Origin of the sequence: Vibrio sp. OPT46 (assembly GCF_015163535.1) — a bacterium.
In the GTDB taxonomy this organism is placed as follows: domain Bacteria; phylum Pseudomonadota; class Gammaproteobacteria; order Enterobacterales; family Vibrionaceae; genus Vibrio; species Vibrio alginolyticus.
The window spans coordinates 63,368-78,732 of the sequence record NZ_JADDYG010000774.1 but is presented as its reverse complement, the minus strand read 5'-3'; the positions used below and the strand labels follow the sequence as shown (position 1 = coordinate 78,732).

At 44.3% G+C, this 15,365-nt stretch carries 11 protein-coding genes and 1 pseudogene; 8 read left to right on the top strand and 4 right to left on the bottom strand.

Annotated features, from left to right (window positions below):
• Both purL and IQR33_RS27600 read left to right on the top strand, forming a co-directional pair.
• Nucleotides 1-2,778: phosphoribosylformylglycinamidine synthase (purL, locus tag IQR33_RS27605; RefSeq protein ID WP_193844230.1), on the top strand; the 2,778-nt coding region annotated here is incomplete at its 5' end.
• Nucleotides 2,779-3,073: 295 nt separating this feature from the next.
• Nucleotides 3,074-3,382, top strand: a complete 309-nt coding sequence (locus tag IQR33_RS27600) for a DUF3622 domain-containing protein (RefSeq protein WP_005381600.1) — start codon at nt 3,074-3,076, stop codon at nt 3,380-3,382.
• Nucleotides 3,383-3,472: 90 nt separating this feature from the next.
• On the opposite strand, the gene IQR33_RS27595 is transcribed toward IQR33_RS27600, so the two are convergent.
• The 3 genes from IQR33_RS27595 to IQR33_RS27585 all read right to left on the bottom strand — a co-directional run bounded on the left by IQR33_RS27595 (nt 3,473) and on the right by IQR33_RS27585 (nt 7,549).
• A complete protein-coding gene (locus IQR33_RS27595; protein ID WP_005381599.1) occupies nt 3,473-3,913 on the bottom strand; it encodes a hypothetical protein in 441 nt (146 codons plus the stop codon).
• A 118-nt stretch (nt 3,914-4,031) separates the two neighbouring features.
• Nucleotides 4,032-6,218 carry a TonB-dependent receptor domain-containing protein gene (locus IQR33_RS27590; RefSeq protein ID WP_171346003.1) on the bottom strand — a complete coding sequence of 729 codons (2,187 nt, stop codon included), beginning with the start codon at nt 6,216-6,218 and terminating at the stop codon, nt 4,032-4,034.
• Between the two features lie 263 nt (nt 6,219-6,481).
• Nucleotides 6,482-7,549, bottom strand: a complete 1,068-nt coding sequence (locus IQR33_RS27585; RefSeq protein WP_054576939.1) for a succinylglutamate desuccinylase/aspartoacylase family protein — start codon at nt 7,547-7,549, stop codon at nt 6,482-6,484.
• A gap of 330 nt (nt 7,550-7,879) precedes the next feature.
• Between IQR33_RS27585 and IQR33_RS27580 the strand changes: the two genes are divergently transcribed.
• Entirely contained in the window at nt 7,880-8,419 is a 540-nt protein-coding gene (locus IQR33_RS27580) for a DUF3332 domain-containing protein (protein WP_005381596.1), read from the top strand.
• Between the two features lie 64 nt (nt 8,420-8,483).
• On the opposite strand, the gene IQR33_RS27575 is transcribed toward IQR33_RS27580, so the two are convergent.
• Nucleotides 8,484-9,956, bottom strand: a complete 1,473-nt coding sequence (locus IQR33_RS27575; protein ID WP_115385776.1) for an aminoacyl-histidine dipeptidase — start codon at nt 9,954-9,956, stop codon at nt 8,484-8,486.
• Between the two features lie 1,024 nt (nt 9,957-10,980).
• Here IQR33_RS27575 and IQR33_RS27570 point away from each other — a divergent pair.
• The 5 genes and pseudogenes from IQR33_RS27570 to IQR33_RS27550 form a co-directional block, all read left to right on the top strand.
• Nucleotides 10,981-12,270, top strand: coding sequence for an NCS2 family permease (locus tag IQR33_RS27570; RefSeq protein ID WP_005381592.1), 1,290 nt, complete (start codon nt 10,981-10,983; stop codon nt 12,268-12,270).
• A gap of 263 nt (nt 12,271-12,533) precedes the next feature.
• Nucleotides 12,534-12,998 (top strand): oxytetracycline resistance phosphoribosyltransferase domain-containing protein Tet(34), encoded by a 465-nt coding sequence (gene tet(34), locus IQR33_RS27565; protein ID WP_005381590.1) that lies wholly within the window; start codon nt 12,534-12,536, stop codon nt 12,996-12,998.
• Between the two features lie 91 nt (nt 12,999-13,089).
• Nucleotides 13,090-14,337 (top strand): esterase FrsA, encoded by a 1,248-nt coding sequence (gene frsA, locus IQR33_RS27560; RefSeq protein ID WP_005381586.1) that lies wholly within the window; start codon nt 13,090-13,092, stop codon nt 14,335-14,337.
• Nucleotides 14,338-14,452: 115 nt separating this feature from the next.
• Nucleotides 14,453-14,842, top strand: a complete 390-nt coding sequence (crl, locus tag IQR33_RS27555) for a sigma factor-binding protein Crl (RefSeq protein ID WP_005381584.1) — start codon at nt 14,453-14,455, stop codon at nt 14,840-14,842.
• 121 nt (nt 14,843-14,963) lie between these two features.
• Nucleotides 14,964-15,365, top strand: a pseudogene (locus IQR33_RS27550) (glutamate 5-kinase); the annotation flags it as partial.

The window sequence follows — 15,365 nt, the reverse complement described above, 5'->3', positions numbered from 1 at the left end:
GGCGCGGCATTCAACAACGAATTTGGTCGTCCAAATCTATTGGGTTACTTCCGTACTTACGAAGAAAAAGTCACTTCTCATGCGGGTGAAGAAATTCGTGGTTACCACAAACCAATCATGATTGCTGGTGGTATGGGTAACATCCGCGATGAACACGTACAGAAGAAAGAGATTCCAGTGGGTGCGAGCCTAATCGTACTTGGTGGTCCGGCAATGAACATCGGTCTTGGTGGTGGTGCGGCATCTTCCATGGCATCTGGTCAGTCAGCAGAAGATCTGGACTTCGCTTCAGTACAGCGTGAAAACCCAGAGATGGAACGTCGCTGTCAGGAAGTGATCGACCGTTGTTGGCAGTTAGGCGACGACAACCCAATCGCATTTATCCATGATGTGGGTGCAGGCGGTATCTCTAACGCATTGCCTGAACTTGTCGACGACGGTGAGCGTGGCGGTAAGTTCCAATTACGCGATGTACCAAACGATGAGCCGGGCATGAGCCCACTGGAAATCTGGTGTAACGAATCACAGGAACGTTACGTTCTAGCGGTAGCGCCAGAAAACATGGAAGCATTCGACGCCATCTGTAAGCGTGAACGCGCACCGTATGCAGTGGTGGGTGTGGCGACAGAAGAGCGTCATCTAACGCTAGAAGATTCTCACTTCGACAATACGCCAATCGATATGCCAATGGATATCCTGCTTGGTAAGCCACCGAAGATGCACCGCGACGCAACCACACTAAAAGTGGAAAGCCCTGCCATTGTTCGTGATGGTATTGAGCTTAATGAAGCGGTGGATCGCGTACTTCGTCTTCCTGCTGTTGCAGAAAAAACATTCCTAATTACTATCGGTGACCGAACAGTAACGGGTCTGGTTGCTCGTGATCAAATGGTTGGTCCTTGGCAGGTACCAGTAGCAAACTGCGCAGTAACAGCGGCAAGCTACGACACTTACCATGGCGAAGCAATGTCGATGGGTGAGCGCACGCCAGTGGCATTACTAGACTTTGGAGCATCGGCTCGCCTAGCCGTTGGTGAGTCACTAACGAACATTGCGGCAACAGACATCGGTGATATTAAACACATTAAACTGTCTGCGAACTGGATGTCTCCAGCGGGTCACCCAGGTGAAGATGCGGGTCTTTACGAAGCAGTGAAAGCAGTTGGTGAAGAATTGTGTCCTGCGTTAGGTTTGACTATCCCAGTAGGTAAAGACTCCATGTCGATGAAAACCAAGTGGGAAGAAAACGGCGAGAGCAAAGAAGTCACTTCTCCACTGTCGTTAGTTATCACGGCATTTGGTCGTGTGGAAGACGTACGTAAGACCGTGACTCCACAACTACGCACTGACAACGGAAAGACTTCTCTAGTTCTTGTTGACTTGGGTAACGGCAAAAACCGCTTAGGTGCGACAGCATTGGCACAAGTATACAAACAGCTGGGTGACAAACCTGCTGACGTAGATAATGCAGAGCAGCTAAAAGGCTTCTTTGATGCAATGCAAGCGTTAGTACGTGATGACAAGCTAGTGGCTTACCACGATAAAGGCGACGGCGGTCTTTTTGTTACACTGGCTGAGATGGCATTCGCGGGCCACTGTGGCGTAAAAGCGAACATCGCAGAGCTGGGTGATGATGCGCTAGCCGTTCTATTTAACGAAGAGCTAGGTGCGGTTGTTCAAGTTAAGAATGATGATCTAGATTCAGTTCTATCTACTCTGGCGGCAAACGGCTTAGAGGCATGCTCACATGTGATTGGTTCTGTTGAAGCTTCAGACGACTTTGTTATCACTTCTGGTGATGCAGTTGTACTTGAACGTTCACGTACCGAACTACGCGTTATCTGGGCTGAAACAACGCATAAGATGCAAGGTCTACGTGATAACCCAGCGTGTGCAGACCAAGAGCACGAAGCTAAGAAAGACAACTCTGACCCTGGTCTAAACGTTAAGCTCAGCTTCGACGTAAATGAAGACGTTGCAGCACCGTACATTGCGAAAGGTGCTAAACCTAAGATGGCAATTCTACGTGAGCAGGGCGTTAACTCCCACGTCGAAATGGCAGCAGCGTTTGACAGAGCTGGTTTTGAAGCAACCGACATCCATATGAGCGATATCCTAACGGGCCAAGCGGTACTGGATGAATACCATGGCCTAGTAGCTTGTGGTGGCTTCTCTTACGGCGACGTACTAGGTGCGGGTGAAGGTTGGGCTAAGTCTATCCTGTTTAACGCACAAGCTCGTGAACAGTTCCAAGCCTTCTTCAACCGTGAAGAGACGTTCTCTTTAGGTGTATGTAACGGTTGTCAGATGCTATCAAACCTGAAAGAGCTGATCCCAGGTGCAGACTTGTGGCCACGTTTTGTGCGCAACGAATCTGAGCGTTTTGAAGCGCGCTTTAGTCTAGTTGAAGTTCAGAAATCTGATTCTGTATTCTTCGACGGAATGGCTGGTTCGCGCATGCCAATCGCGGTTTCCCACGGTGAAGGGCGTGTAGAAGTACGTGATGCAGAGCACCTAGCAGCGATTGAAGCATCAGGTACGGTTGCGGTTCGTTACGTGGATAACCTCGGTAACCCAACACAACAATACCCGAACAACCCGAATGGTTCGCCAAACGCGATTACCGGTTTAACAACAACAGACGGTCGCGTAACTATCATGATGCCTCACCCAGAGCGCGTATTCCGCACAGTTGCAAATTCTTGGGCTCCGGAAGGTTGGGGTGAAAATGGCGCTTGGATGCGTATGTTCCAAAATGCCCGTAAGAATATCGGTTAATTAACCAAAGGTTAATCTAGCTTAAGTAAAGCGTTGGTTGAGAGACCAGCGCTTTCTTTTTTCTTATCACTCTTTTTTCTTCGTCGCTCTTTCTAGTGACTTGGCGAAACGTTGCTTTGTTCTGCCTCTTCTTTGTCATCTATTATCTAGCGTAAAAAACTTGCAGCGTTTAGATTACTTTTATGCTCTAATACCGCGCTTACCGAGGGATGGTGTTAAACAGCTCAGCTTAGATGGAGTTATCAAGTTGACCGAATCCCTGATTGATCCCTAAATCCCTTAGGAAATGAAAGAAATGTCTAAGAATCCAAAATTTGCTATCCGCGTCACTGAAAAACGTAACGGCTGGAGCGCAGAAATCACTCGCCAAGTGACATCTCGTAAGACTGTAGTATCAAAGCGTGAAACAGGCTTTGACAGCGAAGAGAAAGCACAAGCTTGGGCTGAACAAGAACTGGCTGGATTTATCCAAAACCAAGTGGTTCGTAACGAGCGTAAAGCCGCGCAACGTCAAGAGCGTGAAGCAGAACAACTAGCGGCAAAAGTTCGTAAAGAAGAAGCCCGCAAAGCACGTGAAATCGAAGTAGACACTGACGAAGAATAAGTTTAAATCGGTGAGATGGTGACGTTACCCATCAAACAAATAGTGAAAATGCCCTGAGTTTTGTCTCAGGGCATTTTTTATTTATATCGGCTAAAAACAATCCGACGATACGGACAAGCTAAACGTGCCGTCTTCAGGGGCTGCAAATTGTTTATTGCCAGGAAGAAGGTGAGGGTTATTAGCATAAGTGCGATGTGTCGATTTGACCTTTGCAGAATGTCTTTCCGGTAAATCAAAGTGTTGTAAGCCGTCAGATAGATCGTTTGCTTCACCGTAGTCGAAATGTGTTGCGACGTCTTTGGGCTGCTTGGCGTAACGACAGTGATCCGGCTTACCATCTTCGTGCCAAGTTAAAGAGTTAGTTTTTGCATCTAGATTCAGGTTATTTGCTGTTGGCTGTGCGTAAAAATCTTCTGAAACTTGGTGCTTGCTTTGTTCTTGTAAGTAGTCTGCAATGTTCTCAGAAGCTTGCGCTAGGCTACCTACAGGGAAGAAGCAAATCAGAAGAAGCCGTGTTTTTAGATTGTTCATAATGTGTATGCAAGCAAAAGGAAATGATAATACTGATAAATAAAACGGCGTGCAATTATGGCCATTGGATACGATATAACAGGGCAGTTAATGTCTGCCCTGCATCTTTTAGGTATGGTTAGTATTGATAAGTGAGGTGCAGTTTGACTTCGCGACCAGGCGAAGGCACGCCATTAGATAGGTATGCTTCGTAGTAACGATCGGTTAAGTTTTTCACAACCGCGCCAACGCTCAAGCCTTCGACTTGTTGTATTTCCCAAACCACGTAAGCGTTTTGTAGCGTGTATTGCTCACTTGGCGATTTCACTTTTAAATTATTACCGCTTGCCTTGGTTTTGGTTTGCGCATCATACCAGCGGACTTCCCAGCCCGTACGTAAACCAGGAATCCATTCGTAACCTAAACCCAGATTAATGTTTAATGGCGGTACATCAGGATGATCATCATCTGAACCTGTAGAGTCAGATAGGCTACCTTTGTTTTTGCCGCGAATGTAACTTGCTGAGAAATTACTGTAGAAATCTTCAATCCGGTATTGTGAAATTAGCTCAAAGCCATAGTTTTTAAAGCCATCTAGGTTTGTATTCCAGCTTTGTAACTCAGTAGTATTTTTGTCGAGGTTTTCGCCCGTTCGTATATCAACTGTGTCGCTAACATCGTTATAGAACATAGTTAACTCTGTTGCGAGGTTATCGCGAGAGTTCACCAGCCCTTCCGTTAAGTTGATAACGCTTGCTTGATAAGCATGGATACGAGACACGTCCAGATTCAAAGCAGTAGCCGTAGCGGTAGCTCGCGCATATTGCACTGAGTAGATGTTATCAACGGTTGGTGCTTTTAAAGCGTAGGCGTAGGAGGCGTTTAAACGCGTATTATTGCTCGCATCAAAGTCGATATCCAAACGTGGGCTAAAGCCTTTATGCGTCGTTTCACCATAGTCATGTCCGGCAGCTGGATCATTATAATCCGGCGCTGCGTTCCCTTTTCCTTCACTCTTGATGTATTCGTAACGCAGAGAAGGTGTGATTGTTAGGCGGTCTGTTGCTTGATAGTGATCAGCAATGTAAGCGGCATAAATTGACTGCGTGCCAGATGGTTCGTAGTAAGGGGTGTACCAACCGTAGTTTTTCGCTTCATTACTGTCGTATGATGCGTTGAATACTAACGAGTCTCTATCGGTTTTTTGATATTGAAGCCCAGTGACTAGAGTGTGGTCTCCGAATTGTGCTTGGTTAAACACATCAACGTAGTCACGCTCGTAACTCAGCCATGACTCATGACCGTAACTGCCAACAGAAACGAACATTTTCTCGAATGCTACGTCAGGGCGAACCCAATGACGATCGTTTTCGGAACGTGCCATTTTGATATTGAAATCAATATACGGGTTAGTCGGCATGTAGTGGTAAGAGATGGTTGTGGTGTTGTCCGTGTATTTGTTATCGACGGTGTAAGCGTATTGGGCTTTTTCTAATGAGCCGTATTTCTTGATATTGTATTCGGTGATGTTAGGCATTTTTCCGCGGCGGTTAGCCCAAGGTTTACGACCTTCATCTTTGTAGCGAGTGTGGCTAATTTCAAACTCGTGATCGTTGTTTTCATAACCGACCTTTACGAGCATGTTTTCTTGCTCATAACCTGAGTAATCCAACGTTTCACCACCTCCGACTTTAATGTCATCAGAATCTTTTACCGAGCCATTCGCTAGAAAATAAAAACCAGTATCGTTTTTACCATAGAGTGTTAGCGTGTAGGCGTTCTCATCACCGTTAGTGTTGTATGCACTTGAGATGCGAGCACCAAAGTTTCTGTCGCCGTAAAGGAGATCATCGACACTTTTGGTTTTAATGCGAATGGAGCCACCAAACTTCCCGTTGAGTGCTCGATAGTCGTGCGCGCCCTTGATAATTTCTGCTTCGCCAATTAAGAACGGATCAAAAAAGAAGGTACCGTAGCGGTATTGTTGAAAGCCAATTGGAGCGCCATCGACAAAGACGGCGATATCGCTTGGATCATCAAAACCACGAATGTTAATACGTTCGCCACCAGAACGACCGCCACCATCTATTGATGCACCGGGAACGGCATCGATCATTGAGGCAAAATTAGAGTACTGTTGCTCTTCAATCTCTGACCAATTAATGGTGGTTTGCGCAGGCTCAGCAATGGTAATAGGTTTGGCATAACGAACGCCTATGACTTCAAGCTCTTCATTTGGCGCTGTCTCGGCATATGAATAAAGAGGGAAGAGCAAAGCCAGTGAAATGAGATTTACTTTGAATGGATGACTTTTTAATCGTTTCATATTGATGATTTATAGTGTTTTTATGAAGCTCGGATTATAAGAACATTATTGCGATTAATAAATGATAATGAGATTAATTATCAAATGTGTTTTTGCGACGGATTGTAAAGTTTTTTATCCATTCGTGGAAACTGCGATGAGTATCGTTAGCTTACATAAAACAAAAAGCCCAGCATCATGGACGCTGAGCTTATTGGCTTTAAACAAGATAGTGCGAACACTGTTGCTCCTTTTGAGCTAATCAGGCGCCTACTTGATAGGAATTACTGAGTTTCTAACGGTATCTGTCCGGTTGTCAGCGGCTCGGCATCGAATTCAGTGAGGCCTTCAATATAGCTTTCGACTGCTTGCTCTAAAGCATTATCACCTTGGTTAAAATAGGCAAGGTGGAAAATTGCATCGCCTTCGTTCACCAATGGTAATGTTTGTTGACCGATAACCAAACCACGCTTCGGGGCTTTTAGTTCTATCTCATCATGACCAAGAGGAGAGCTAATATAAGCGAGCGTTTCCCCCTGTTCTACTTTGTCTCCCAGATTAACGACAGTACGCAAAATGCCGTTACCTGACGCGCGAACCCAGCTGGTGGACTTCGCTATGATAGGCTCAGGCAGCTTTTTCCTGCTCGCACGCAACATACCAATGGCTTGCATTACGCGCCGAACCCCGAACACACCAGCGCTGATCGAAAGTGGATCAAAGCGCAATGCTTCGCCAGCCTCGTAGGTGAGCACTGGAATATCACATTTTTCTGCTTCACTGCGTAAAGAGCCATCACGCAATGCTGAATCAACAATCACTGGCGTTGCAAATGCTTGAGCAATACGCAGAGTTTCTGGGTTGCTTAAGTTTGCGCGGATCTGTGGCAAGTTCGTGCGATGAATGGCCCCTGTGTGTAGATCCAAAATGTAGTCACAACGCTTGGCAATGTTGTTAAAGAACCCGTGTGCCATACGAGATGCAAGTGCGCCTTTTTCACTGCCAGGAAAGCAACGGTTGAGATCTCGTCGGTCGGGCAAGTAACGAGATTTATGGATGAAACCAAAAACGTTAACGATAGGTACTGCAATGACAGTGCCTTTCAGTTTTTGTGGATCCAGTTGGTTAATGATCTGACGAACGATTTCTACGCCATTAAGCTCATCACCATGGATAGCGGCATTCACCATTAACACTGGTCCTTCTTGTTTCCCATGGATGATTTCCACAGGAATAGATAAAGGCGAATGTGTATATAGCTTCGCTGCTTCAAATTCGATCTCTAATCGTTGTCCTGGTTGTATTTGATGTCCTAAGAGCTCAAATACTTTGCTTTTTTTACTTCTGGCCATAAACCATCTCTGTCAAATGCGTCATCAGCAATGTAACAATTGCTGCAAAATCGCACTAATCATTCTCATTAAGGACACGACAAATTACTTTAATCGTCATGCGTGAAATTTTGGTATGTGTGAAGTTTTTGTTTTCAATATGATCTTTTCTATCAGTTTAATACATAACAAGCCATAGAGAAGAGAGCGCAATAATAGCCTTAAAAAATGTGACTGTATTAAAAATAATACTGTTCATGGAGGACAAAAAAACGGACTTTTAACCCTACTTTTTATCCGATAATATCCGCGCCGAATTTGAGGTTTCACACTTTCTAACTAGAGGTTTTGATGAAAAAGGCAATTGCTAAAATTGGTGCATTGACTGCGGTAGCAGTTTCACTTTCAGGTTGCGTAGGTAGTAATGCCGTGACAGGTTATGTCATGGGGTTTAACTTGAAAGCTGTTGACAACCGTTACGCTCGAGGTGGCCTAAATATGCTTTTAGCGCCTGTTTATGGTGTCGCGATCGCAGCGGATTATATCGTGTTTAACTCTCTAGAATTTTGGACGGGTAAGAACCCGTTAAATGGTAAGCCACATATCTTCGATACAAAGGTAGATACTTACATTGATGTCAATCACCAGTTAGATAAGTCGTTAACGACGGCACCAATCGCACCATTAGCGGATAACCGTGTCATTGAGCAGGGGCGAATGCAGCAAATCGATGAGAACACTGTTCAAATGGATATTACTTACAGTAACGGTGAAAAGGCGACACTCATGGGTGTACGCGATGGTGAGTTTGTTACTTACTACATTGATGGTGAAGTTGCTGCACAAACCTCAATGGATGAATTAGCCGCTTACGCGCAAAACCGTGTGTAGTTGGGTTCAACTAAACCAAAAAAAGGGTGCCGTATGGCACCCTTTGTCATTTTTCGTGATTGAATTATGCTTTCTCTGGAATCGCTTCTAAAAGCGCGACCATCTGTTCCCAGTACAACTGAACAGTATCAATCTTCACTTTCTCATCTGGAGAGTGAGGGAATTTTATTGTTGGACCGAAAGAAACCATATCCATGTGTGGGTATGGTTCTTTAAATAGGCCACACTCAAGACCAGCATGGATGACCATGATGTTCGGCTTATGACCGTAAATGCCTTCATACATATCACGGAAAATTGCCATGATCTCGGAATCTGCATCTGGCTTCCAGCCAGGGTAAGCGCCTGAGAACTGAATTTGTGCGCCTGCTAGCTCAGTAATCGAGCGCAGCATGCTTTCCACTTGGCTACGGCCAGAGTCAATGAGAGAACGAATCAAGCAAAGCACGGTGACTTTATTTTCTTCTGTGCTGATCACACCAACGTTTAGAGAAGTTTCAACAACGCCTTCCACCTCATCACTCATACGGATTACGCCGTTTGGACAAGCGTTAAGTGCCGCAATGAATCGTTGCTGATCGGCGATTGAAAATACTTGCGCGTCAGTCGTGATCGCTTCATTAAAGGTTACGATACCTGTTTCGATTTTACCCAATTCAGTTTTAAGCAGCTCAGTGTAGTGGTTGAACAGCTCAGCAAGCTTGTCTTGGTTTTCGACAGGAAGCGCGACAGTAACAAACGCTTCGCGAGGGATTGCATTACGTAAGCTACCGCCACGGAATTCGACTAAACGTAAATCAAGCTCTTGAGCATGACCGGCAAGGAAACGACCAAGTAATTTGTTGGCATTACCGCGACCTGTGTGAATGTCACAACCTGAGTGACCACCTTTTAGGCCTTTCAGCGTCAGTTGGCGTGTTACAAAACCTGCAGGCGTTGATTCTCGAGAAATATCGAAAGTCATGGTGCCATCAACGCCACCTGCACAACCCATGTAGACTTCGCCTTCTTGCTCAGAGTCTGTATTTAGAAGAATCTCACCCTCTAACCAACCAGCTTCAAGGCCAAATGCGCCAGTCATGCCTGCTTCTTCATCAATCGTCAGCAGAACTTCGAGTGGACCGTGCTTAATATCTTTAGATGCCAATACAGCAAGGCAAGAAGCCATACCAATACCGTTATCTGCACCAAGCGTTGTGCCTTTCGCAGTTACCCATTCGCCATCTATGTAAGGTTGGATTGGATCTTTGGTGAAGTCGTGTTCAGTGTCTTCGTTTTTCTGCGGCACCATGTCGATGTGTGCTTGAAGTACAACAGCCTTCTTATTTTCCATTCCTGGTGTCGCGGGCTTTTTGATGAACACGTTACCGGTTGGATCACGGCGAACGTCAAAGCCTTGCTCTGTTGCCCAGTTGATAATGTACTGTGCTAATGCTTCTTCATGTTTCGATGGATGAGGGATAGAACAAATCTTATCGAAAAACTGCCAAAGTGGAGCAGGTGATAAGGTACTGATCTCAGAATGGAACTCAGACACGGAGGACTCCTTTTGATGTGCTTTGCCAAATATATACCGTAAAAATATTGTCAAGGTAGCATTAAATGCTAGACGATTTGGCCTTCAAATTGCCGTTAGCATACCACCAGATAAGGAGTACGAGTAGTCGCGATCACAAGGATTTCTCTCAGAACTGTCACAGTTTGTGAATACAATAACAAGCACTATGTGTTCTCTATCATACATTCTGAAAGTGGCTTTATTTTTTAATTCATAAAATTGTAATTTAATTACATATAAACTTTGATAAAGGTCAATTTATGTATTTTTTGTGATTCCAATCACTAAAATGCTTGTAATTAAATTTCTTGGTGGTATATTTGTAACCAGCTTCTGAGAGAAGAATGAAATGCTCAAAGGATGAGTCCGTTTTATCGCCTCCAAGGAACCGAGAAATCAACGAATGTTTAATTGATTTAAAAGGTGATAGTTATGAAAGGTTTACCAAGTACAATGTTCTGGAATAGCAAGTCTGTTTACACCGGTAACTTTGTATACCCAACAAGCTTTGGCTACTAAGTGAAGTCAACGCATGTGACTCGAACAGTTTGTTCACCCCTATAAATTGGAATTTTTTTTCAGTGATAGTGCTGACATGATTCACCGCCACCCAAATTGGGTGGCGTTTTTTTATCTCTATTTTCTCTTCCTGACTCACTTATTGTCATCAAAGCCTTCTTCTATTCCCCATTCTTCGGTTTTATCGACTTTTCCACCAAATCTGTTAGATACCATGTTAAAAATGGGCCTTTTTCATCTGAAAGTTTAGTACATTGCTCAGTTTTTATTCTCTTTTAGGGAACTGTGTTATCTAGGTTACCTATTGTTTTGTAAGAATATATTCCTTTGCCTACTTTGATAGGTTAGAGAATGTGTTTCATATCCAAAGAAAAAAAACGCATTAGAGTGAAGATTCTATCTAGAATTTGCTATTTGATAACTTTATAATTCCCGCCAATCGATTACGCAACCGTTTACTTTTTTACCTTTACAGGATTCGATCATGCTCGAGAGGCTTTTTAAACTCAGTGAAAATGGCACAAATGTGCGCACTGAGATCATTGCAGGTGTTACGACCTTCCTAACTATGGCTTACATTATTTTTGTAAACCCAGCGATCCTGTCGGATACCGGTATGGACCGTGGCGCCATTTTTGTCGCGACTTGTCTTGCTGCCGCAATCGGCTGTTTTATCATGGGATTTGTTGCCAATTACCCAATCGCACAGGCACCAGGAATGGGCCTGAACGCATTTTTTACTTACTCTGTTGTATTGGGAATGGGTTATACGTGGCAAGTTGCGTTGGCGGCTGTATTTGTTTCTGGCCTTCTGTTCATTCTTTTAAGCGTATTTAAGATCCGTGAGTGGATTATTAACTCGATCCCGCATTCTCTACGAACAGGTATTTCAGCTGGTATTGGTCTTTTCTTAGCGTTTATCGCATTAAAAAATGCAGGTATCGTCGTTGATAACCCAGCGACATTAGTTTCTATGGGAGAGATCACATCATTGCCATCTGTATTGGCCGCGATTGGCTTCTTTCTTACGATTGCACTGGTTCACCGTGGTGTGAAAGGTGCGGTGATGATCGCCATTCTTGGCGTTACAGCGCTTGGTCTTCTATTTGGTGATGTGCAGTGGGGCGGTATTATGTCAACGCCACCAAGCATTGCGCCAACTTTCATGCAACTGGATTTCTCTGGTTTGTTTGAAGTAGGCATGATTTCCGTCGTATTTGCTTTCCTATTTGTCGATTTATTTGACACCGCAGGTACGCTCGTTGGCGTTTCTCAAAAAGCTGGTCTAACTGATGAGAATGGCAACATCCCTCGTTTAAACAAAGCGTTACTTGCAGACTCAACAGCAACGTCAGTAGGTGCATTACTTGGTACCTCTAACACGACATCTTATATTGAAAGCGTTTCTGGTGTAGCTGCGGGTGGGCGTACTGGTCTAACAGCCGTGGTTGTTGGTGTACTCTTCCTACTTGCTCTATTGTTCTCACCACTTGCGGGTATGATCCCTGCTTATGCAACGTCAGGTGCGCTATTCTATGTGGCGATCTTGATGCTGTCTGGGCTAGTAAGCATTGATTGGCGTGACTTAACTGAAGCGTCGCCAGTTGTTGTGACTTGTTTGGTGATGCCGCTAACATTCTCGATTGCAGAAGGTATCACGTTAGGCTTTATCGCATACGCGGCGATCAAATTATTTAGCGGCAAGGGCCGTGAAGTGTCGATGAGTGTATGGGTGATGTCAGCCATCTTCATCGTTAAATACCTCGTCGGTTAATTTCTCGAGCAAAAAGCCAGTGTGGATTTATTCACGCTGGCTTTTTCTTTTTTACGTTGTTCACAGAAGACGGTTTTTCTGCGGAATAGGCAGAGAATTTTGATATCACCGTTGGTATTAGCGGTGTGTTTCGGTAGAATAATCGTTTGCGCAGCTTGAAATCCTCGTCTCCAAACATTTTGGAGAAGTTAGTGAGCATTCCGCTTTTGAGTGACTTCGCTAGATTTTGAGGATGCATATTTTCAAATTATTAGGTTATTACAATGAGTAAAAAATTCATTATCACTTGGGATGCAATGCAGACTTACTGCCGTGAACTGGCTGAAAAACAAATGCCAGCTGAGCAATGGAAAGGAATTTGGGCGGTAAGCCGCGGCGGTTTGGTTCCTGGCGCTATTTTGGCTCGTGAACTTGGTATTCGTTATGTTGATACAATCTGTATTTCAAGCTACGACCATGATCATCAGCGCGATATGACGGTACTAAAAGCACCTGAAGGTGATGGCGAAGGTTACCTAATCGTTGAAGACCTAGTAGACAGTGGTGATACAGCGCGCAAACTACGTGAGATGTATCCAAAAGCGAAAATGATCGCTGTGTGTGCGAAACCATCAGGCAAAGAGCTGCTGGATGATTACGTTGTAGATATTGCTCAAGACACTTGGATCGAGCAGCCTTGGGATATGTCAATCCAGTATGCTGAGCCAGTAAACCGCAAGCAAAAATAAGCGCGGTTAAAGAATATTGAGAAATGCCCCTTTATAGGGGCATTTTTTTTATTATGATATTAAATCATGCTAATAGCCTAGGGTTCTTCCTATGTCTGAAGACGTCAGTAAAAATCTTTCCGAAACTTTGTTCGTGAAACATAAGCAAGCAAAAGAAACCTCCGCGCTTACCCAGTACATGCCGACCAGTAAAAAAATACTTGATGAACGAGAAGCGCAGGGTGATCGTGCTTGGTATCGTCATTTGCGTCGCTTGCAATGGGCTTGGCAAGGATTGTCTCCGATCGAAATGGAAGGCGTACTGTCCAAAATTGCTTCATCTTCTCACTCGCGAACCAATGATGATTGGTTAGACACTGTAATGGGTTATCACAGTGGTAACTGGACATTTGAGTGGATCAAGCTTGGTATGGATCATCAGAAGCGAGCAAATGAAATGCAAGGAGAAGAGGCAGCGGATGAACTCTTCACTGCTTCTTTGTGTTTTAGTATTGCAGGCTACCCACATTTAAAAAATGATAACTTGGCATCGCAGGCTCAAGTACTGGCAAACAAAGCGTATTCTGACGGCGCAGAAAAAACTAAGTACACCATCAAGCAAATTGAAGTGCCTTACCAAAATCGCAAAATCATCGCGAACCTCCATTTACCAAGAACGGATAAACAGTTGCCTGTGGTCATGGTGAGCGCTGGTTTGGATACTCTACAAACCGACATGTGGCGTTTGTTCCGTAATCGTCTTGCACCGCGAGATATTGCAATGTTAACCGTGGATATGCCTTCGGTAGGGCATAGCTCTCATTGGCCCTTGACCGAGAATTCAAGTTGCCTACACCAAGCGGTATTGAATGAGCTTTACTCGCTACCTTGGGTTGATCATCACAAAGTGGGGTTAGTTGGGTTTCGTTTTGGTGGTAATGCCATGATCAGACTCTCTTTTGTCGAGCAGGAAAAGATCAAAGCTTGTGTCGCTCTAGGCGCACCCGTACATGATATTTTTACTTCCCCTCAGAAGTTACAAAAAATGCCGAAGATGTACTTAGATCTTTTGGCTTCCCGTTTGGGGAAAAATGCGGTTGATATTAATAGCATGGCAGGTCAGATGATGGCGTGGTCATTGAAGGTTCAGGGCTTCCTGAGCAGTCGAAAAACCAAAGTGCCTATTTTGGCTTTGAGTCTTGAAGGCGATCCAGTGTCGCCACACAGTGATAATCAACTTGTTGCTCTATTTAGCCAGTATGGTAGAGCGAAAAAAATCAGTTCCAAAACAATTACAAAAGGATATGAGCAATCCCTCGATTTAGCCATAAAGTGGCTAGAAGATGAATTATTAGGGTGACAATTCTCCTAAATTAGTTAAGAGTGATATATCTGAGCAAAAAATAAGCTCATGATAATTAAAAATAATAATCATTCTTGGGTGTTTACTTTTAACTATGAAAACGGAGATTCATATGTCAGAGACGACTCAGGGCCCGACTCACTTTCGCTTGATGTCAAAGTTGAAGGCGATAGGGCCTTACCTGCGCGAACCACAATCGCAAGAAGGGCGCTATTATTTTGATTGTTTATCTGTATGTGTAGACGACAAAAAATCGCCTGAGAAGCGTGAATTTTGGGGCTGGTGGATGGATTTGGAATCCATCGAGGGAGGCTTTACTGCTAAATATCATATTGGCAAGTACAACAAAGAAGGGCAATGGGTATCTGAAGCCCTTCCCAAAAAAGTGGTAGAGGAAGTGTATCTCACGCAGAGCACATTCCATCAAAAGCTGGTTGATACTTTAGAAGAACACTTCAAATTAGAAGTCGAATATCACACGGAGTCTTTCGATTTCGCTTAATTTGGTTGTTTTCATTTAATACCAAACAAAAAGGTGCGAAAACGCACCTTTTCTCTTGTTAATTCCCTATTTGATTGTTAAAACATCCTCTCTTTATTTGTTTTTCACTTCAGAAGACATCATGACAACGAATCAACAAAATGCAGTTGTTTCACAACCACAAACTGTCGTTGTGAAACTGGGTACAAGTGTGCTGACAGGCGGCACTCTGGCACTCGACCGTGCACACATGGTTGAGTTAGCACGCCAGTGTGCTGAGCTTAAAAAACAAGGCCATTCAATCGTAATGGTTTCGTCTGGTGCGATTGCAGCAGGCCGTGAGCATCTTGGTTACCCCGCATTGCCCAACGAGATGGCGAGTAAGCAGTTACTTGCCGCGGTGGGGCAGAGTCGCTTGATTCAAACATGGGAGTCTTTGTTTGGTATTTATGGTATCAAGATCGGCCAAATGCTACTAACCCGTGCCGATTTAGAAGATCGTGAGCGATTCCTTAACGCGCGTGACACTATTAATGCGCTCGTT

What these genes read in the sequence shown, in the direction of transcription:
- IQR33_RS27600 (WP_005381600.1), top strand. Translation starts at nt 3,074, where the DNA reads ATGTCTAAGAATCCAAAATTTGCTATCCGCGTCACTGAAAAACGTAAC.
- IQR33_RS27595 (WP_005381599.1), bottom strand. Translation starts at nt 3,913, where the DNA reads ATGAACAATCTAAAAACACGGCTTCTTCTGATTTGCTTCTTCCCTGTA.
- IQR33_RS27590 (WP_171346003.1), bottom strand. Translation starts at nt 6,218, where the DNA reads ATGAAACGATTAAAAAGTCATCCATTCAAAGTAAATCTCATTTCACTG.
- IQR33_RS27585 (WP_054576939.1), bottom strand. Translation starts at nt 7,549, where the DNA reads ATGGCCAGAAGTAAAAAAAGCAAAGTATTTGAGCTCTTAGGACATCAA.
- IQR33_RS27580 (WP_005381596.1), top strand. Translation starts at nt 7,880, where the DNA reads ATGAAAAAGGCAATTGCTAAAATTGGTGCATTGACTGCGGTAGCAGTT.
- IQR33_RS27570 (WP_005381592.1), top strand. Translation starts at nt 10,981, where the DNA reads ATGCTCGAGAGGCTTTTTAAACTCAGTGAAAATGGCACAAATGTGCGC.
- frsA (WP_005381586.1), top strand. Translation starts at nt 13,090, where the DNA reads ATGTCTGAAGACGTCAGTAAAAATCTTTCCGAAACTTTGTTCGTGAAA.
- crl (WP_005381584.1), top strand. Translation starts at nt 14,453, where the DNA reads ATGTCAGAGACGACTCAGGGCCCGACTCACTTTCGCTTGATGTCAAAG.